This window comes from Brevibacterium ravenspurgense (genome assembly GCF_001584615.1).
GTDB lineage: Bacteria > Actinomycetota > Actinomycetes > Actinomycetales > Brevibacteriaceae > Brevibacterium > Brevibacterium ravenspurgense.
In genome coordinates, this window is record NZ_LQQC01000010.1 from 634762 (window position 1) to 653225 (window position 18464).

17 protein-coding genes are annotated in these 18464 nt (G+C 61.9%); 1 reads left to right on the top strand and 16 read right to left on the bottom strand.

The window, feature by feature from the left end; all coding sequences use genetic code 11:
- Window positions 1-5 precede the first annotated feature (5 nt).
- From Bravens_RS07445 to Bravens_RS07520, 16 genes are all read right to left on the bottom strand, one after another.
- Window positions 6-419, bottom strand: coding sequence for a YchJ family protein (locus Bravens_RS07445; RefSeq protein ID WP_062021908.1), 414 nt, complete (start codon window positions 417-419; stop codon window positions 6-8).
- Window positions 419-1699 carry a dicarboxylate/amino acid:cation symporter gene (locus Bravens_RS07450; protein ID WP_062021911.1) on the bottom strand — a complete coding sequence of 427 codons (1281 nt, stop codon included), beginning with the start codon at window positions 1697-1699 and terminating at the stop codon, window positions 419-421. Before Bravens_RS07450 ends, Bravens_RS07445 begins: the two co-directional genes overlap by 1 nt.
- 179 nt (window positions 1700-1878) lie before the next feature.
- Complete coding sequence (locus Bravens_RS07455) at window positions 1879-3384, bottom strand: MFS transporter (RefSeq protein WP_062021914.1); 1506 nt, start codon at window positions 3382-3384, stop codon at window positions 1879-1881.
- A gap of 70 nt (window positions 3385-3454) precedes the next feature.
- The gene (locus Bravens_RS07460; RefSeq protein ID WP_019175533.1) at window positions 3455-4366 is read right to left on the bottom strand and encodes a sensor histidine kinase; all 912 of its coding nucleotides are present in this window, start codon (window positions 4364-4366) and stop codon (window positions 3455-3457) included.
- A complete protein-coding gene (locus Bravens_RS07465; RefSeq protein ID WP_062021917.1) occupies window positions 4363-5082 on the bottom strand; it encodes a response regulator transcription factor in 720 nt (239 codons plus the stop codon). Before Bravens_RS07465 ends, Bravens_RS07460 begins: the two co-directional genes overlap by 4 nt.
- Window positions 5083-5099: 17 nt before the next feature.
- Window positions 5100-5618: an OmpA family protein gene (locus Bravens_RS07470; protein ID WP_062021919.1), complete on the bottom strand. Its 519-nt coding sequence runs from the start codon at window positions 5616-5618 to the stop codon at window positions 5100-5102.
- Window positions 5615-6250 carry a hypothetical protein gene (locus Bravens_RS07475; RefSeq protein ID WP_062021920.1) on the bottom strand — a complete coding sequence of 212 codons (636 nt, stop codon included), beginning with the start codon at window positions 6248-6250 and terminating at the stop codon, window positions 5615-5617. The genes Bravens_RS07470 and Bravens_RS07475 overlap by 4 nt, the downstream gene beginning before the upstream one ends.
- 163 nt (window positions 6251-6413) lie before the next feature.
- On the bottom strand, window positions 6414-7142 hold the full coding sequence (locus Bravens_RS07480; RefSeq protein WP_062021923.1) for a type 1 glutamine amidotransferase: 729 nt from the start codon (window positions 7140-7142) through the stop codon (window positions 6414-6416).
- A 5-nt stretch (window positions 7143-7147) separates the two neighbouring features.
- Window positions 7148-8188, bottom strand: coding sequence for a dipeptidase (locus Bravens_RS07485; RefSeq protein ID WP_062021926.1), 1041 nt, complete (start codon window positions 8186-8188; stop codon window positions 7148-7150).
- A gap of 33 nt (window positions 8189-8221) precedes the next feature.
- Window positions 8222-9028, bottom strand: coding sequence for a serine hydrolase (locus Bravens_RS07490; protein WP_062021929.1), 807 nt, complete (start codon window positions 9026-9028; stop codon window positions 8222-8224).
- Between the two features lie 54 nt (window positions 9029-9082).
- Entirely contained in the window at window positions 9083-10258 is a 1176-nt protein-coding gene (locus Bravens_RS07495; RefSeq protein ID WP_062021931.1) for a DUF819 family protein, read from the bottom strand.
- Window positions 10259-10273: 15 nt separating this feature from the next.
- A complete protein-coding gene (locus Bravens_RS07500; protein WP_062021934.1) occupies window positions 10274-11245 on the bottom strand; it encodes a S66 peptidase family protein in 972 nt (323 codons plus the stop codon).
- On the bottom strand, window positions 11238-13004 hold the full coding sequence (locus Bravens_RS07505; RefSeq protein WP_062021937.1) for an ABC transporter ATP-binding protein: 1767 nt from the start codon (window positions 13002-13004) through the stop codon (window positions 11238-11240). The genes Bravens_RS07500 and Bravens_RS07505 overlap by 8 nt, the downstream gene beginning before the upstream one ends.
- Entirely contained in the window at window positions 13004-13966 is a 963-nt protein-coding gene (locus Bravens_RS07510; protein ID WP_082791077.1) for an ABC transporter permease, read from the bottom strand. Before Bravens_RS07510 ends, Bravens_RS07505 begins: the two co-directional genes overlap by 1 nt.
- Window positions 13967-15031, bottom strand: a complete 1065-nt coding sequence (locus Bravens_RS07515) for an ABC transporter permease (protein WP_157452720.1) — start codon at window positions 15029-15031, stop codon at window positions 13967-13969.
- Window positions 15032-15148: 117 nt separating this feature from the next.
- Window positions 15149-16957 carry an ABC transporter substrate-binding protein gene (locus Bravens_RS07520; protein ID WP_082784796.1) on the bottom strand — a complete coding sequence of 603 codons (1809 nt, stop codon included), beginning with the start codon at window positions 16955-16957 and terminating at the stop codon, window positions 15149-15151.
- Between the two features lie 330 nt (window positions 16958-17287).
- On the opposite strand from Bravens_RS07520, the gene Bravens_RS07525 reads away from it, so the two are divergent.
- Window positions 17288-18349, top strand: coding sequence for a 2,3-butanediol dehydrogenase (locus tag Bravens_RS07525; protein WP_062021940.1), 1062 nt, complete (start codon window positions 17288-17290; stop codon window positions 18347-18349).
- The last annotated feature ends 115 nt before the right edge of the window (window positions 18350-18464 follow it).

Genomic DNA, 18464 nt, shown 5'->3' on the forward strand with positions numbered 1-18464 from the left:
TGTACTCAGTCTGCGCTTTCGTGTTCACCGTCAACATAGAACCAGCGGCCGGCCCGGACAGCAAAAGACGAACGCTCCCGCATGGTGCCGGTCTCGCCGCCAACACGATAGTGAGCCGCGAACTCGACGATCCCAGTCTTATCCCCCGCTCCCCCATCGACCGTGTCGAGGATGTCAAGAGAAGTCCACTCCACCTCGGCATCCAGCTGTGTATCAGCCGGTCGCGTACGGGGATGCCACGTGCGGAACAGGTAGTCGGCGTTGCCTAAGGCACAAGCCGTAAACCGCGAGCGCATGAGCGCCTCAGCTGTGTCTGCCGCGCGTGTGCCTTCCAGCAGCGGCAGGCAGCAGTCACCCAAGACGGCACCGGTAGGAAGGCCGCCGCAGGGGCACGTGTCAGAGGTTCTGCGGGGAATCATCAGGTCGCTTCGATGATGCGGTCGTTTTCATCCTGCCCGGAGCCCTCCGCGGGACGGCCGCCGATCTTGTCGACGATCATGGCAATCGCGCCGTCACCGGTGACGTTGGCGGCCGTGCCGAAGCTGTCGAGCGCGATGTAGGCGGCGAACATGAGGCCCACTTCCACCTCGCCAAAGCCGAGCATCTGCGTGAGCAGACCGGCCGCGGCGGCAATCGCGCCGCCGGGAACACCCGGTGCGGCAATCATCATGACGCCGAGCATGAGGATGAACGGCAGGTACGTCAGGAACGAGGTGTCACCGCCGGTGATCATGAGGACGGCCATCGAGAAGCACGTGATCTTGATCATCGAGCCGGACAGGTGGACGGTGGCACACAGGGGAACAACGAAGCCGGCCACGGTGTCAGACACGCCGTTCTTCTTGGCTGAGCGCAGTGTCACCGGGATCGTCGCGGCAGACGATGCCGTGCCAAGTGCGGTGAAGTAGGCATCGCGCATGTTCCACAGCGACTTCACGGGGTTGCGTCCCGCAATTGCTCCGGCCGCCGTGTACTGCACGAGCAGCATGAAGAGGGTCAGCGCGAACGACACGATGACCACCAGCAGGAACTTCTGCACGACGATGACAGCTGCACCGCTGTGGGCAAGCTCTGCAAAGATCCCGAAGATGAACAGCGGCAGAGCGGGCACGATGACGTTGCGGATGAGGCTTTCGACAATCGAGCGGAACTCGATGGCGCCTCGGAAAAGAACACGGCTGCGGAACGCCGTCAGGCCCGCGCCGATGATGATGGCCAAAACGAGGGCGCTCATGACGCCGATGACGGGCTCCAGCACGATTTCGGTAGCCACATCGGCCGCGGCCAGCGGGTCGTCGGGGTCGATCTCAGTGGCCTCGCTGACCACGGTGAAGAACGGGGCGAAGCCCTCGCCCTCCGCATCGGCGATGCCCTTGATGTCGGTGCCCTCAAGTGAGGAGCGGAACAGCCAGCTGGAGGTGAAGTAAGCCAGCAGACCTGCAAGCAGGGTCGAGGTGTAGGAGATGCCCGCGGTCATGCCCAGCTGTTTGCCTCCCCCTTTGCCGAGTTCTGCAATTGCCGGTGCGACAAGACCGAAGATGATGAGCGGCACAACGAACGACAGCAGACCGGAGAACACGGAATTGTAGGTGGCGAAAACTCCGCCGAGCCAGGCCGGCAGGATCGGGCCGACGAGGATTCCGAGGACGATCGCGATGACGATCCACACCAGAAGCGGGAGTGAACGGATCAGCTTCATGAGTTGTTGTGCTTTCTGCGGTGAACAAAGAATGGCATTAAGGGAATACACAGGATTCTAGGGAAGCCCTGCGCTGCCCGTGCACGCGGCGCACGAATAGGGGCCTTCGGTTCACTCCGAAGAGTGGACCGAAGGCCCCTGTTCCGCCGAGGTGCCATGCGGCTTTACGGCCTGTGAGCTCAGGTGTCGCTGGATTCGTCTTCTTCTGCGACCCGTTCAGCCTTTTCGACCATTTCGTCGTGCGTCATGCCGCGCTGGCCGGGCTGACGACGCTCAGCCAGTGCCTTGTCCGTCGGCGACTGCGGCATGACGCGGGTGCCGACGGTGCCGGGCTGCTGGCGACCGTGAATCGAAGCACCGGCGGTTTCTGGCATAAACCACGTGGCGATCAGGCCGATGACGCAGGCGAGGATCATGTAGTACGCCGGGAACAGGAGGTCGCCTGTTGCTTTGACGCCGGCTTCGTTGATCAGTCCGGCAGTGCCGCCGAGTGCAGACACGGACAGGTTGTAGGTGACCGAGAAGCCCAGCAGGCGCACGTGCGCGGGGAACATCGCCGGGAAAGTCGCCGAAATCGTCGCGAGCATCGGCACGTAGGCGATGCCGAGCACTGCGAAGCCCACGAGGGCAAAGCCGAAGCCCAGGGACATCATCTTGAACATGGGGATCGCGAGAACACCCACGGCGATCGTGGTGAAGAACCACAGCGGACGACGCCCGAACTTGTCCGATGCCGCACCGAAGATCGGCATGAACAGCACGATGAACAACTCGCCGACGAGGATCACGATGAGCGAGGTCTGCGAATCCATGCCGATCTGCGCCTCGAAATAGGACGGCATGTAGGTCAGCAGCGTGTAGTTGACCATGTTGACGGTTGCAACGAGTGCAAACAGGATGATGACGTCGCGGCGGTACTCCTTGAACACCGCGCGGAAGCGGTCCATTGTCGAGGTGTCGTCCTCTTCCGGGTCTTCCTGGATTTCATTGAACACCGGGGTGTCTTCAAGCTTCGAGCGCAGGTACCAGCCGATGAAGCCCATGGGCAGTGCGATGAGGAACGGGATCCTCCAGCCGAAGGAGTCCATCTGCTCAGGCGTCACGTTGAACTGGATGAGCAGCATGAGGGCGGCGCCGATGACGTAGCCGGTCAGCGAGCTCGCCTCGAGGAACGAACCGAAGAAACCGCGACGACGGTTAGGGGCGTACTCAGCCATGTACGTGGCTGCTCCGCCGTATTCGCCGCCGGTGGAAAAGCCCTGCACCAGGCGCAGAATGATCAGCAGGATGGGCGCCCAGATGCCGATCGTCTGGTAGGTGGGAAGAAGGCCGATGAGGGTTGTTGCCCCGGCCATGAGCAGAATCGTGGCGGCCAGCACTCCCTTGCGGCCGATCTTGTCACCCATGGGACCCCAGAAGAACCCACCGAGGGGTCTTGCCAGGAAGGAGATGGCGTACGTCGCCATGGTGGCCATGATCTGGTATTCGCCGAGTGCATCGAAGAAGTGATGGGCGATGTACGTTGCGGCAATCGCGTATACGCCGTAGTCGTACCATTCGGTCATATTGCCGATGGCCGAGGCGGCTGTTGCCCTGCGGACAACCTTTGGATCGGCCGCGTGGTCTTCGGCTTCGCGCGCGTAGTCTGATGCGAGCAATTCTTGTGAGCTGCTGTCAGAACTCATACAAACCTTCCTAATTTGAGACATCAGTCACTGTAGCGAAGAGCAGTGCCGATGGCTAAAGCAGGAAAATCTACATGGCCGGCAAGCGGAGTGTGACCGTCGAACCCTGTCCGTACCAGGACTGCAGCGAAGCGGTGCCGCCGTGGCGTTCGATGATGGCGCGGACCATCGGCAGCCCGAGCCCGCTGCCCTCCGTCCCGCGGACTTCGCGTGAACGGCCGAGCTCTTCCCACACGGTTTCGATCTCATCCGGCGCTATCCCGCGGCCCGTGTCGGCACATTCAATGACAACCCAACCGCTCTCTTCGCGGCCGCGCACTTCAATGTGAGCCCCCGGGGGTGAGTACTTCACTGCGTTGCTCAACACGTTCGACACGGCCAAAAACAGAAGGTCTGAGTCACCCCGAACGTGAGGCAGGGGTCGCGGTGCCTGAGGCAGAGACACCTGGAACCTGCGATCCCGAGCACCCGGAACTTCAAGAACCGTCTGCACCGCCTCGTGCACAAGAGCGCCGATGTTGACCGCGGAGGGTTCGAGTTCAGCGTGTTCGACTTCGCTGATTTTGCGCAGATTGCTCAGCAGACTGCTCAGACGCACGGCCTGAGCATCGATGCTGTCGCGCTGCCGCTGGGACGGTTCGTCGGCCAGGGCTGCGCGAATGCCCTGAATGGGGTTCTTCAGTTCGTGGTCCAGACGGGCCAGCAGACGCTGGCGGCGGCGAGTCTGCTCATCGCGCACCTGCGCTGAAGCTTTGACGGCACCGCGCCGGGCAAGGACGACAGCGGCAAAACCGGCCGCGAACAGGCCGGACAGCAGCAGGCCGAAAACGAGGGGCGCCCACGCTACCCGGGCCGTGATAACCGCTTGGGTTCGCGAGTCGACGAACAGCCACCCCACCGTCACAATCAGCCCGATGAGCAGGGGCGCAAGCAGCGCTGAGGCGATGACCAGCGGTGTGCGCTGCTGTTTCTGTTCGCTCATCCGCGATCCACTGCTCCAAGAAATCGATATCCTGCACCCGACACCGTCTCAATGTAGGCGGGATCGCTGGAATCGTCACCCAGTTCCCTGCGGATTTCGGCAATTCTGTGGTCAACCGCGCGTGTGGTCACAATCGCCTCGAAGCCCCACACGGTTTCCAGCAGACGCTGGCGAGAGAACACCTCGTCGGGGTGGCTCATAAGGAATTCCAGAAGAGCAAAGGCGCGCGGAGTCAGCTGTCGCTCGCTTCCGTCGACAAAAAGTCTCCGGGCAGGCCGGTCCAGACGCAGCTCGCCCGATACAAGAGCTTGGGCTGCGCTCAGCGGCGTCTGGCCCCGCTGGGTACGGCGCAGAACGGCACGGACTCGCGCCATGAGCTCAACCGGGTCAAACGGCTTGGTCATGTAGTCGTCTGCACCGTCATCAAGGGCGGCTGCCCGTTCGAAGGTCTCCCCCACCTCGGTCAGCAGGATGACGGGCAGCCATTCGTCGTCTGCCCTGATGCGACGCAGGACCTCCCGACCGTCAAGGTTCGGCATGAGCACGTCAAGGATGACCAGGTCAGGGCGGCGAGCCTCGATGGCGTGCAGCGCCTCGACACCGTCAGCTGCGGTTTCAGTGTCGAGGCCGCTGCGGCGCAGCACGGGGGCCAAGTGCTCGCGGATCGTGGAGTCATCATCGACGAGCAGCACATGCGGTCGTGTCTGGGCGGACATTGTGTTCCTTCGCGGGCTCAGCCGTCGTAGCGGATTTCAACCCGTCGGTTCTTTTCGCGACCTTCCGGATTGTCTTTGCCGCCCTTTTCATTCGGCTCGATCGGCTTGCTGTCGCCAAAGCCCTTGACTTCAGTCTTGATGTCAGACCGGGCTTCCTTAATAGCCTTGGACACGGCTTCAGCGCGGCGCTTCGACAGAACGTCATTGCCTTCCTTGTACGGAAGGTTGTCCGTGTGGCCCTCAACCCTGACGGTCGCGTTCTGCGGCACTTTCTTGACCAGTTCGGCGATCTTCTTCTTCGCACCGTCAGACAGGTCCCATTTGCCGAGGTCGAACAGCACGTCCGAGGACAGCGTGACGACTTTTTCGCCGGCGTCTTCGCGCGTGTCATCCATCGGCTCGATGTTGTCTTTAAGCGGGATGATCTCGGCCTTGATCGGTTCGATTTCCGATTTTACTGCAGCCGCTGCGGGAACAGCGCTCAACACCATGACTCCGACCAAGCCGGCGGCTGCGAGCTTGGTTGGGGCGTTCACTGGATCTTCACGCCCTTCACCAGCGGCTCACCTTCCCACAGGAAGACGTCCATCGTGTCAACGTCTTCCGGCGGAGCACCGAAAGCAGCCTTGCTCCGAGCTTCCGTCCCGGAACTCAGTTTGACGTCAAAGTACGAATCACTGAGATCTCTGATCATCTTGTGCTTGTTGAAGTTCTTCGTATCTACCGCGTAAGGCTGAAAACCTGTGCCGCGGACACTGTACAAGTCAGTCTCCTTATCGAGCTGAGTTTCCAGGGTGAAGCCGTAGACTGCTTCTACCGTCTGCTGGTTGCGCTTGACGCTGATCAGTCGGACTTTGAGCTTGGCATCTTTATCCCCGTCCACTTTCGCCGGAACTTCGACTTCGGCCAGGACGTCACCCGAAGCAGCCGCTTCCGAACCGCTGCCGGAGTCCTCGGAGTCTGCAGTGTCTGAGTCCCCACCGCTCTGGGACGCCGCTTCGCCAGAACCGCTGCCGGAGCTGTCCGAACTGTCATTCTGCTCTGACTGTTCAGACGTTTCCTTTTTGTCGTTAGACCCGGTGTTGAAGTCAACCGAACACCCTGTCAGACCCAGGGATGCAGCCACGGCCGCCGCGGCGATGACTGTTCGTACTTTTGTCGTGCGCATGTGAAACCTTTCGGTAGCGGACCGGGTGGGCCCTGTCGTGCTTGCTGACTCAAGACTACGAACGCGCAAAGCCCTGTTCGTCGCACAGAAGTCGCAAGAGTCCGGAAACTTGTACCAGCTTCGCGACATTCTGAGACACACAGGTGAACTCAGCGTGTACGCCTCAGCGGCGGCTTGCCTCAATCACCTCACGCGCAAAGCCGTCGAACAGCGCCTGGGCATTGCGCGCGCTGTCCTCTTCAACGCGGTCGGCGTGTTCAACGAGGGTGCCCTTGTCAAAGCCCAGTTTGGCCAGGCCGTCGGCTTCCCAGCCGCGCACGGAATCAGCAGACGCTTCGGGGTGAAACTGCATACCCCACGACCGACCGATGCGGAACGCCTGGATTTCGCACAGTTCGCTGCTGCCCAGCAGCTGGGCCGATTCCGGCAGTTGAGTGATGCGATCCACGTGGCTCTCAATGAAGTGGGTTTTCGGACCCACCTTGCCGAACACGGGGTCAGCAGCGGCATCCGCGGTGAACGTGATTTCGGTTGCACCCTTTTCGGGTGCACCCGTTTTGGCTTTCACGGTGCCGCCGGCCACGTGGGCCAGCAGCTGTCCGCCCAGGCAGATGCCCAGCTGCGGTTTGTCGGCATCCCATGCGGCCCGCACGAGTTCCGCCTCGCGTTCCAGCCAGGGCGCCCGGTCGGTTTCATCCGGCATATAGCCGCCGCCCAGGTACACGAAGCCGTCGTAGTCGTCGACGACGTCCGGACCTGGGATGTCATTAAACGTGTCATCCGGTCCCGGCCCGATTCGCAGATCGAACTCGATGTGGTGGTCAATCAGGCGCGGCAGCAGTCGCCTGGGCTGTGAATCAACGTCATTGACGATGATGAGGATGCGGGCCATGGTTCTTACTCTCCTGAGCGCAGGAAACAGCGATAGCGGTCGTCGTGGGCTTCCAGCACGCGCAGCGCGTTGTCGAAGCCGAGTTTCTCAAGGTCGCCATCCGACCACGAACGCGAGCGCAGTTCGTCAATGAGAGCCGGATAGGTGCTGGCGTTGTCCAGTCCCGTGGGGAAGGAGTCCGTTCCGCAGAAGTCGGATCCGATGCCCACGTGGTCAATGCCGATGCGTTCGCGCACGTAGTCGATGTGGTCGGCAACATCGCTGATGGTGACTTCCGGGGCTGTGCCTTCTTCTCCGCTCTTGACCCAGTCATAGCGTTCCTGCGACACGAATGAGGGCACGAAGGTCAGCATGTGCACTCCCCCGTTGGCCGGCAGACGGTCGATGATGTCATCGGGCACATTGCGCGGGTGCGAGCACAGGTTCAGCGCGTTCGAGTGGGTGAAAAGCACCGGCAGGTCGGTCATGGTGAGCACCTGGTCCATAACACTCGGCGCCACGTGAGACAGGTCCGGGATCATGCCGATCCGGTTCATCTCCTTGACCACTTCCCGACCGAAGTCGCTCAGACCGCCGTGCACCGCCTCGTCAGTTGCGGAGTCAGCCCAGCTGTGGGTGGTCGACCACGTGAGCGTCATGTAGCGAGCGCCGAGCTTGGCGAACATCCGCAGCGCGCCGAGTGATTCGTTGATCTGGTTGCCGCCCTCAACACCGAGCAGACCGCCGATGCGCCCGGCAGCTCGCTCAGCACGGATCGCTTCCGCGGTTGTAGCCCAGGCGAGGTCATTCGGGTAGGTGCTGATCAGGCGGTCGACGAGGTCGATCTGTTCGAGCGTCCAACGGACAGCTTCATCGCCCTTGATCGCCGAGTCGACGAAGACCGACCAGAACTGTGCGGCCACACCGCCGTCGCGCAGCTGCGGAATGTTGGTTTCGACAACCCCGTCGGGGCGGTCGAGGTCAGCGACGGAAGAGCTGCGGGTTTCGCGCAGCAGGTAAGGGAGGTCATTGTGGCCATCGAAAATGGGGATGAGTGGAGAGGGCATCGCCGGTCCTTTCTTCAGTCCGGTTGAGGTGTGTCAGGCGTGCAGGTGTGCGCTGATCAGGCCGCCGGCTTCGCGCATGATCGGCATGACTTCGAGGACGCGGTCTTCGTCTGCGGCCCAGTTGGCGAAGACCGCGTAGGCCACGCGGCGTTCGCGTGTGAAGGCGATGCCGGTGTCGGCGCGGACGCTGGAGTCGGTGCCGGTTTTGTTCACAATCCATTCGCCGCGCGTGTAGTAGTAGTGCGCCAGAGGGTCTGGTTCGAAGTAGGAGGCCACCATCGAGGTGTCGGCTCCCGCACCGAGCCAGCGGCGCATCATTTCCGAGGTCATCGGGTCGAACAGTTCGTCGCGGGACAGCCGCGCCATGTAGTCGCTCAGTTCGTAGGCGGTGCCTGATGACAGGCGGCGGGGTGCTCCTGCTGGGCGCGGCCAGCGCAGGAAGTCGTGCAGCGCGGAGTCCTTGTAGCCCAGCGCTTCGACTTCTTTGGCTACGCGGTCCAGGCCGACACGGGAGATGAGCACGTTCGTGGCGAAGTTGTCGCTGAAGGCGCCGATCAGCATGCCGACGTCGTGGATTGTCAGATCCGGCTGGTCAAGCAGGTACCAGATGCCGGATTCGTCGACGCGCTCTGCCGCGTTGCGGGTCAGCCGCTCATCCAGGCGCAGTTCACCGTTGTTCTTCATCTTCAGCGCTGCGTGCAGCAGGAAGATCTTGGCGATCGATGCGGTGGAGAGCACGCGGTCGGGTGCGTGGCTGAACACCTCTTCGCCCGTGTCGATGTCGATTGCGCTTGCCGAGAATTCAACTCCGTCGAGACGTGTGAACAGGTCAGCTGTCATTGTTCTGCCTTTCTCCGGCGTTGTTCGCGGCCGGCTTCTGTTGCGAGATCAAATCTATGCGAAGAGGCTCATCACCTGGCCGGCGGCCAGACCGAAGAACGTACCGGCGAATGCGCCGATGAGCGCAAAGAGAACTCCCACGGGCACGAGCTCTCGGTTGAAGGCACCGGCGACGACGGGTGCGGAGGCAACACCGCCGATGTTCGCGGTCGAAGCGACAGCCAGGCTGAACAGCTCCGTTTTTGTGAGCTTGGCGTAGATGATCATGAGGACGAAGTGGATGGTGACAACCATGAGCCCGGCGAGCAGGTAGATCGGCGCTTCGACAAGCGATGTGAAGTCGGACCCTGCCGCAATGACTCCGATGATGATGTACAGCATGATGTAGGCGACATCCGATGCGCCGGCCATCTTTCCGTACTTGGTCGAACCGATGATCAGGCCCACGATGCTGACGATGAGGATGGTCCAGGTTGTCGAGTTCACGACGACCCCGATTTCCGGCAGTTTTCCGCCGATCACGGTGGCCAGTGCTGATCCGAACAGGCCGATGGCCAGAACCCGGAACAGCGCCACGAGGTCCATTTTCTCTTCATCAGCGGAGCTCTTTTCGCCGCCTTCACCAGTCGAGGCTGCACGCGAAGACAGGGCCGAAGTGTCGGCTTTTGTCCACGCGTTGAATTTGTCAGAGATGCCGACGGACGAGAACATCACCAGCAGCCACACGGAGTACACGATGGTGTCGACGATCAGCACGTGGCCGAAGATGTTCTCCGGCGGGTTGAGGATTCCCTGCACGGCCGCCATGTTCGCCGAACCGCCGGTCCACGAAGCTGCGAGCGCGGCCAGGCCCTTCCACGCTTCAGCTTCGAGAACCCCCTTGAGCACGGCGAAGGTGATGACGAATCCCAGCATGATCGAAACGGCGGTGGCCGCGTAGGTCAGCAGCAGCTTCGGGCCCAGTTTGATGATTTTTCGGACATCGCACTGGAACAGCAGGAGCATGATCATTGCCGGCAGAAGAGCGTCTTTCACTCCCCCGCCGACAGCATCGATCGAATCGGATTCGCCGAAAACTCCGACGGTGTTGAGCAGCGCCGCTATCAGGTAGAGGAAGACGAAGCCGGGAACGTACCTGAAGACTGGAAGCCCACGGGCTTTGTCCAGGTAGACGAGTATCGCGGCTATTGCGATGAGCAGGCTGATGAACAGAAAACCGTCGGTGATCATAACTGTTTAGGGGGTTCACTCCTCGTTCGGTTCGATCGTCACAGTGGGTGCGGCACCGTCTGCCGGTGCGCTCAGCTTTGCGTGCACGCCCAACGGTACCGAACCGGCATGCGGGTGGTGGCCCAGTTCAACTTCCCACACGACCGGTACCTGGGCGTCGCCGAAGTACTCGCGCAGAAGCGCCCTGCGGTCATCGTTTTCACCGCAGCTCTCCCAGGAGCCCAGGACGACGGCGCCGGCCCGTTCGAGCCAGCCGATCCGTTTGAGCTGCAGCAGCAGATTGTCCAGCCGGTACACATCCTCGTCGACGTCTTCCAAGAAGAGGATGCCCGGCTCCTCGGGTGCTCCCGGCTGGAATTCCGGCGCCCCAACACCGGCGGCGAGCAGACTGAGGTTGCCTCCATAGGTGATTCCCGTGAACTCACCGGAAGTGAGAGTCTGCGCCGGTTCACCCAGACGCACCTGTTCGTCTGACCACGGTGAGAACAGCCAGCGCTTGATGTCAGTGCGCACGCGCTCGCTGTCGCCGAAAACGGCGTTGCCGACCATGGGGCAGAACAGCGTGGGCACTCCCACGTGGTGCGCCCACGCCTGGTGCAGGGCGGTGATGTCACTCGACCCCGTCAGCAGCTTGGGACGGCCGTCAGGACGCGGCGCGTTCTCCGCCATGGAACCGAAGTCGATGCCGTCCAGCAGGCGCATGGCCCCGTAGCCGCCGCGCAGAGCAATGACAGCGGAGGCCTCGGGGTCGCACCAGGCGTTGACCAGGTCGCTGCGGCGTTCGTCATCGCTGCCGGCCAGGTACGAGGCGCGGGCATCGACTTTGCGAAGGTTCTCTCCGACCTGCACGTCAAATCCCCACTCTTCCAGCGCGGCGATTGCCGGTTCAACAGTTCCCTTGGGTGCTGGTCCCGAGGGGGCTACAAGCCACACTCGGTCGCCTGGGGCCAGTGGGGCCTGCTGTGCGTAGGGGTTGCGGTCAGTCATTGACGGCGCCTCCGGTTTCTTCTGTTGTGGTTGCCACAGGGTCGTCCGTCTTCGCGGTGACAGTCTTTGCCGTCTGCCCCTGAGCGGCCCGTTCTGAGCGGAAGCCGGGCACTGCGGCCAGCAGCTTGCGTGTGTAGTCGTGTTGAGGGTTCAGAAGAACATCCTCAACCGGACCGCGTTCAACGATTTCACCGCGGTACATGACGGCCACCGTGTCGGCGATGTTCCACGCCAGACCGAGGTCGTGGGTGATGACGAGTGCCGTGAGCCCAATGTTCTTCTTCAAAGCCAGGAACAGCGACAGGATCTCACCGCGCACCGAAGCGTCGAGGGAAGCCACGGGTTCGTCGGCAATGAGAACATCAGGTTCGAGCGCGAGCGCGCTGGCAATGACAACGCGCTGACGCTGCCCACCGGAAAGCTCCTGCGGAATCGGCTCAAAGAAGTCCTCGGCGGGAATCAGCTCCGCAGCTTCCAGGCTTTCACTCACACGCGCCCGTTCATCGCCGGTGAACTTCTGCACGCGCAGACCTTCTGCCACAGACTCATAGACCGAACGCGAAGGGTTGAGCGAACCCGACGGGTCCTGCAGGATCATCTGCACATCGCGCCGGAACTTGCGCAGGCCCCGCTTGCTGGTCGGCAGAGGCTCACCCTGGAACAGCAGTTCGGATCCGGCGTCTGGCTGCTGCAGGCCAAGCAGCGTTCGCGCAAGCGTTGTCTTGCCCGAACCGGACTGTCCGACAACCGCAAGAACCTCCGAGCGGTGCAGTTTGAGATCAACGTTGTTGACGGCCTTTGTCAGCCGTCCCCGCGCCTTAAAGGTGACGTTGAGGTTCCGTGCCTCCAGCACCACCTCGTCAGTCATGGTGTGCGGAGTATCGACATCTACCCGGGCTGGGTTGCGGGTGATCGGGTTGAGACGCGATTCAGGATCCCCGATTGTGGGGAACGCATCCGCCAGCTGCTGAGTGTAGGACTCCTCCGGCTGGGTGCAGATCTTTTCGGCCGGCCCGATTTCGACGATCTTGCCGTGCTTCATGATCGCAATCCGCTCACACGCTGTGGCCAGCACCGAAAGGTCGTGCGAAATCATCAGCAGCGAAATGCCGCGCGCCTCAACGAGCTCCCGCAGGCGGGTGAGGATCTGCTCCTGCACGATGACGTCAAGAGCCGTGGTCGGTTCGTCGGCGATGATGATGTCGGGATCACAGGCCAGGGCCATGGCGATCATGACGCGCTGCTTCTGCCCACCGGACAGTTCGTGCGGATACGCCTGCGCGATCTGCGCGTCGAGGTCCACCTGCTCCAGCAGGCTGAGAACCCGCGCTTTGCGATCAGCTTCGGAACGCCATTCGTCTTTCACGTGCAGGTTGAGCGCTTCGAGGATCTGCTTGCCCACCGGGCGCACCGGGTTGAGCGAGTGCAGAGCACCCTGGAACACGATCGCGGCTTCCGACCAGCGGACCGCGCGCATCTGGCCGAAGTTCAGTTCGGCAATGTCGGTGCCGCCCAACAGCACGCGCCCGGTCAGCGTCGCGTTGTCCGGCAGCAGGCGCAGCACAGAGAGGATGAGCGTGGACTTGCCCGAACCGGATTCACCGGCGATGCCCAGTGTGCCGCCGGCCGGCAGTTCGAGGCTGACGTTCGATACCGCTGGGATGTCGCCTCGGGAGGTTCGCGACGAGTACGTGATCGAAACGTCGTCGAAGACAAGATCTTTGCCCGCGGCAGCGGCAGCTTTTTCTGCTGTACTCATCAGCGGCTCCTGAGGGTCGGATTGGCAATTGCTTCGATAGCCCGGCCCACCAGCGTAAACGCAAGAACCACAGCGACGATCGCAAGGCCCGGGGTGAGGATGAACCACCAGTAGCCGGAGGTTGCCGCCGAAACATCCATCGAGTTCTTCAGAATGGTTCCCCAGGACTGCTGAGTTGTGTCGCCCAGGCCCAGGAACGCGAGTGTTGATTCAGCGATGATCGCACCGCCCACCGTCAGCGTCGTGTTGGCCAGCACGAGCGGCATAACGGCCGGCAACAGGTGCGAGGTGATGATGTGCCAGTGGCCGGCGCCGAGCACTTTCGCGCGCTCAATGTAGAGGCGCGATTCCGCCGACAGCGTCTGCGCGCGAACAATGCGGGCAGTACCGGCCCACGAGGTCACACCGATCGCGATGACGATTGTGAAGACTCCACGCTCAAGAACAGAGGACAGGACAATCGCCAGCAGCAGCGACGGCAGAACCAGGAAGAAGTCGATGACACGCATGATCAGTCCGCCGACCCAGCCGGTGAAGTGCCCGGCCGCGATGCCCATGATCGTTCCGATGATCATCGACATGGCCGTGGCAGCCACACCGACGATGAGCGAAACCCGTGCACCCCACACCAGGCGCGCCCACAGTTCGCGGCCGTAGTTGTCTGTGCCCAGCGGATGCTCCGCACTTGGCGACGCGTAGCGCGGATTGTCGAGGTTCTGGGTCACGTCGAGCATGGAACGGTCCGCAATGAGCGGAGCGAACACAGCTACGAGGATCACCAGGATGAGAACGATCGCACCGGCAACGCCCGCGCGGTCTTCCAGGAAGATCTTCCAGTTCTTCTTCCAGGCTTCTGCACGCCGGCTCCATGTGAGAGCGCGGGCGCTCGAGGGAACAGCCGTGCCCTGGTTTTCGCGGCCAGCAGCCGTCTGCTTTTCGGAGGAGGTGTTGTGGGAAGTCATTCAGGCCCTCCTGACGCGCGGGTCGAGCTGGCGGTACACAAGGTCAGCCAGCAGGTTCATGATGATGATGGCCGCTGAGAAGACCACGAACGTGCCCTGCAGCAGCGGGAGGTCGGGACCGGAGATCGCCTCGAAGGTCAGCTTGCCCAGACCAGGCCACGAGAACACGGTTTCGACCGTTAGGGCACCGGCAATGAGACCGCCGATGTGCATGAAGACGAGTGTCACGGTCGGCAGCAGTGCGTTGGGCACAGCGTGCTTAAGCCGGACGTCGTCTTCGCGCAGGCCCTTGGCGCGTGCGGTGGTCAGGTAGTCGGCGCTCATCTCCCCCAGCAGAGATGCGCGCATCACCATGAGGTACTGCGCGTAGATGACCGCGGTCATGGTGATGACGGGAAGAATGAGGTGCTTGGCTACATCGACCACGTATGTGAAGCTGCCCGGCTCAATTCCAGGTGAAACCATGCCGCCGGTGGGCAGCCACTGCAGCTTTCCGGCAAACACCATGAGCAGCAGAAGAGCAAGCCAGAAGGTCGGCACAGACCAGAAGACGAGGCTTGTGGAGGTTGTCAGCTTGTCGAAGAGGGAACCGCGCTTCCACGCGGCCAGCTGACCCATCCAGAGGCCCAGGGTGATGGCCAGAATCGCCGATGTGCCCGTCAGCAGCAGGGTCGGCCACGCGTATTCGGCGATGAGGCTGGCTACGGACTGCTTGTAGACGTAGCTGGTGCCGAAGTTGCCGCTGAAGATGCCCACCAGATAGTCCCAGAACTGGACGAGCACGGGCTTGTCGAGACCGTATTCGGCGCGCAGCTGAGCCATCTGCTCGGTGCTCATCTGCCTTTCGCGAGCGATCTTCTGCACCGGGTCGCCCGGCAAGACTCGGAAGGCGAAGAAGCCCAGCACGACAACCATGAACAGGCTGATGAGCGCTCCGCCCACTTTCCTCAGCAGGTAGCTGAGATAGGACTGACCCGCCGGGGGCGCATCGATTTCCTCTGAACCGCCGGAAGCCTGATGCTTGAGCTTCTTATTTGCGGCCTGTGTCTCTGCGTTCACAGACATATTTCTGCTTTCCACGTACTGCTGAGGTTCTTCGGCAGTGCGTTAAAGGTGCTCGAGGCGCCGGTCACCACTCGTGTGTCCGGCGCCTCGAATCTGTGGGCTAGGTGTTTCGTGGTCTCACGCTCGGTCGTCGGCGCTTCGGCGGCGCAGGACGAGCGGGATGGCAACAGCGGCGATCACGACGACCGCACCGATGCCGATCCACAGGCCGGCCGAGGAGCCGCCCTTGCCGCCGTCCGCCTCGTCAGCGGGAGCCGCCGTGAGGAAGCCCCAGTAGCCTGACTGGTTGCCGATCACACCGCCGTCTTCGGGCTGCGTGGTGAAGCCGGCGAAGCGGTCAGAACGGTAGGCCTCGAGCTGCTTGGGGTACCACAGGGTGATCTGCGGAGCGTCGTCGTAGTGCTGCTGCAGTGCCTGGTGGACGAGTTCCTGGCGCTTGCCTTCGTCGAGTTCGGTGTGCTGCTTCTTGTACAGTTCGTCGAACGCCTTGTTGCAGTAGCCGTCCTGCGAGGTCGGGCCGTTGCCCTCCGAGTCAGGACGCGAAGCGCAGGTGTTGATCGACAGCTGGTATTCCGGGTCGGGAGTAACCGACCAGCCGGTCACGTAGATGTCGAAGTCGCCCTTCATCGTGCGGTCGGAAATCGTGTCGGAGTCACTGGACTCGGCCTTGATTTCAACGCCGATGTCCTTCAGCCACGGGGTGATGAACTCTGCGATGGACTGTTCCGTCGGGGTCTGGGCATCGATCAGCAGACGCAGGGAGAGCTTCTTGCCGTCCTTTTCGCGGATGCCGTCGGAGCCTTCCTTCCAACCGGCCTCATCGAGCAGCTTCTTGGCGGCTTCGGGGTCGTGGGAGACGATCTTGTCGGACTTCGGCAGGTGCCACTTCTCAAAGGACTCCGGCACGAAGCTCGTTGCTTCTGTCGCGTAGTCCTGCATGACCTGTTCGCGCAGGGTCTTCATGTCGATGCCCAGGCGCAGAGCCTGGCGGACCTTGACGTCCTTCAGCGCTTCATTGCCGGTTCCGTAGGCTTCGCCCTCCGGGGTTTCAAAGCCGGGGTTGACGCCAAGGGCCGTGAAGCGGCGGGATTCACCGACATTGGTTTCGATGTTGTCGGCGTTTTCCAGTGCCTTCATCTGTTCGGGGCTCAGCCCGGTCACGAAGTCGACATCACCGGCACGCAGCGCCTGCACCATGGCGTCGCTGTTCGTGTAGTAGGTGTACTGGATGGTGTCGACCTTCGGCTTGCCCTTCCAGAAGTTCGGGTTGGCCTTCAGCGTGATCGACTGGTTGGCCTTGTAGCTGTCCAGAACGTAGGGGCCAGAGCCGACAACCTCGGAGTCGTTGTCGTCCTTGGCGGGATCCTTTTTCTTGGACCACACGTGTTCGGGAACGACCGGAATTTCAACACCGGGGTTCGGCGCCTGCGGCGATTTGAGCTTGATGACGACGGTGGTGTCGTCGGGAGCTTCAACAGATTCGAAGTTCTCCACAAGCGATCCGTTTGCGGCACCCATCGCGGGGTCTTCCATCATCTGCGTGTAGGTGTAGACGACGTCCTTGGACGAGATCGGTTCGCCGTCGGACCACTTCATGCCGTCGCGAATGGTGAACGTCCATTCGTCACCGGTGTCGTTGGCGTCCCATTTCTCTGCCAGGCCTTCGGTCGGGCCGAAGTCCTTGGAGTCGTACTGCACGAGGTTTTCGTACACGTAGCGGTTGATGGCCGTTGGTGTGAGGTAGATCGAGGTGAACGGGTTGAAGTTGTCGACAAGACCCGAGGTGGCAATCCGCATGGTCGTGTCTGACGCCGCCTGTTCGGTCGACTGGGCTGCCGCGGGCAGCGCCGCACCGGTCGCCCCGAGGATCGTCATAGCGGTGGCAGCGGCCGCTGCCGTGCACCTCTTGAGAGCTGATCTGAACATATCTTCCTTCCGCCTGGCCTCTTGCCGCACCAGCCCCGTCGCGTGGTGCGTGGGACACGTCGAACGTGTGCCGATGCGACCGCCCCGCAGAAGCTGTTTCTGTAAGTTACATCACAAGCTCTTGTGTGTTCAAAACCACACGCTGAACTGTCTCAAAAGCAGCGGAAGACGAGTTCCCCATCATGCGCTCAAAACCCCCTCACCCACCCCTTATGGCCAGCAAACACGGGGAGTAACCTGGTAGTGAGAACGGCAGAGATTAAGGAGTCACAAGCCCCGATTCTCGAAAGTTCTCGCACATATACACCAAAGTGCTTGAGGAGCAGTGGTATGAAAGCCGCACGCTTTTACGACCGTAAAGACATCCGCATCGAAGACATCCCCGAACCGGAACTGAAGCCAGGCACCGTTGCCATTGACGTCGCGTGGTGCGGCATCTGCGGCACGGACCTCCACGAATACCTCGAAGGCCCCATCTTCGTGCCGCCGAAGGGCCACCCGCACCCCATTTCCGGCGAAGAGGCGCCGGTCACCATGGGCCACGAATTCTCCGGCACCATCACCGCCCTCGGTGAAGGCGTCACCGGCCTCGAAGTCGGCCAGAACGTCATCGTTGAGCCCTACATCATCGGCGAAGACGTCGACACGAGCGAAGGCCAGAACTACCACCTCTCCGAGAACATGAACTTCATCGGTCTGGGCGGCCGAGGCGGTGGCCTGTCCGAAAAGATCGTCGTCGAACAGCGCTGGGTCCACCCCATCGGCGACGTCCCGCTGGACGAAGCCGCTCTCATTGAGCCGCTGTCCGTTGGCCACCACGCATTCGTCCGCTCCGGCGCCAAGGCCGGCGACGTCGCAATCGTCGGCGGTGCGGGCCCCATCGGCCTGCTGACCGCAGCCGTTCTCAAGGCTGAAGGCCTGACCGTCTACATTTCGGAGCTGTCGGAAGCCCGCAAGGAAATGGCCCGGAGCACCGGCGTGGCAGACGAGGTCTTCGACCCCCGCGAAGTCGATGTCGCAGCCAAGGTCAAGGAACTCACCGGCGGCAAGGGCGCAGACGTGGGCTTTGAGTGCTCGTCCGTCCCGGTCGTTCTCGACATGCTCATGGATGCTGTTCGCCCCGCCGGCGTCATCGTCAACGTGTCGATCTGGGGCTACAAGCCCGAGGTCGATCTGCCGAAGCTGGTTCTCAAGGAAATCGACCTGCGCGGAACCATCGGCTACGCCAGCGACCACCCCGCCACCATCAAGCTGGTGCAGGAAGGCAAGCTCGACCTGTCGAAGTTCATCACCGCCCGCATCAAGCTTGACGAACTGGTCGACAAGGGCTTCGAGCAGCTCATCAACAACAACGAGCAGCACGTGAAGATCCTCGTGAACCCCAACGCCTGATCAATTCAGGCCTGAGCCGAGCTCAGACAGAAGATCCGGCCCGGTGGGAACCTCTGCGGTTTCCACCGGGCCGGATCTTTGTGTCAGGACGCCTCTCAGGCCTCCGTGCGCTGTT

Bases quoted from the DNA above. Each gene is read 5' to 3' on its own strand.
- Bravens_RS07445 (WP_062021908.1), bottom strand. From the start codon at position 419: ATGATTCCCCGCAGAACCTCTGACACGTGCCCCTGCGGCGGCCTTCCT.
- Bravens_RS07450 (WP_062021911.1), bottom strand. From the start codon at position 1,699: ATGAAGCTGATCCGTTCACTCCCGCTTCTGGTGTGGATCGTCATCGCG.
- Bravens_RS07455 (WP_062021914.1), bottom strand. From the start codon at position 3,384: ATGAGTTCTGACAGCAGCTCACAAGAATTGCTCGCATCAGACTACGCG.
- Bravens_RS07460 (WP_019175533.1), bottom strand. From the start codon at position 4,366: ATGAGCGAACAGAAACAGCAGCGCACACCGCTGGTCATCGCCTCAGCG.
- Bravens_RS07465 (WP_062021917.1), bottom strand. From the start codon at position 5,082: ATGTCCGCCCAGACACGACCGCATGTGCTGCTCGTCGATGATGACTCC.
- Bravens_RS07475 (WP_062021920.1), bottom strand. From the start codon at position 6,250: ATGCGCACGACAAAAGTACGAACAGTCATCGCCGCGGCGGCCGTGGCT.
- Bravens_RS07480 (WP_062021923.1), bottom strand. From the start codon at position 7,142: ATGGCCCGCATCCTCATCATCGTCAATGACGTTGATTCACAGCCCAGG.
- Bravens_RS07485 (WP_062021926.1), bottom strand. From the start codon at position 8,188: ATGCCCTCTCCACTCATCCCCATTTTCGATGGCCACAATGACCTCCCT.
- Bravens_RS07490 (WP_062021929.1), bottom strand. From the start codon at position 9,028: ATGACAGCTGACCTGTTCACACGTCTCGACGGAGTTGAATTCTCGGCA.
- Bravens_RS07495 (WP_062021931.1), bottom strand. From the start codon at position 10,258: ATGATCACCGACGGTTTTCTGTTCATCAGCCTGCTCATCGCAATAGCC.
- Bravens_RS07500 (WP_062021934.1), bottom strand. From the start codon at position 11,245: ATGACTGACCGCAACCCCTACGCACAGCAGGCCCCACTGGCCCCAGGC.
- Bravens_RS07505 (WP_062021937.1), bottom strand. From the start codon at position 13,004: ATGAGTACAGCAGAAAAAGCTGCCGCTGCCGCGGGCAAAGATCTTGTC.
- Bravens_RS07510 (WP_082791077.1), bottom strand. From the start codon at position 13,966: ATGACTTCCCACAACACCTCCTCCGAAAAGCAGACGGCTGCTGGCCGC.
- Bravens_RS07515 (WP_157452720.1), bottom strand. From the start codon at position 15,031: ATGTCTGTGAACGCAGAGACACAGGCCGCAAATAAGAAGCTCAAGCAT.
- Bravens_RS07520 (WP_082784796.1), bottom strand. From the start codon at position 16,957: ATGTTCAGATCAGCTCTCAAGAGGTGCACGGCAGCGGCCGCTGCCACC.
- Bravens_RS07525 (WP_062021940.1), top strand. From the start codon at position 17,288: ATGAAAGCCGCACGCTTTTACGACCGTAAAGACATCCGCATCGAAGAC.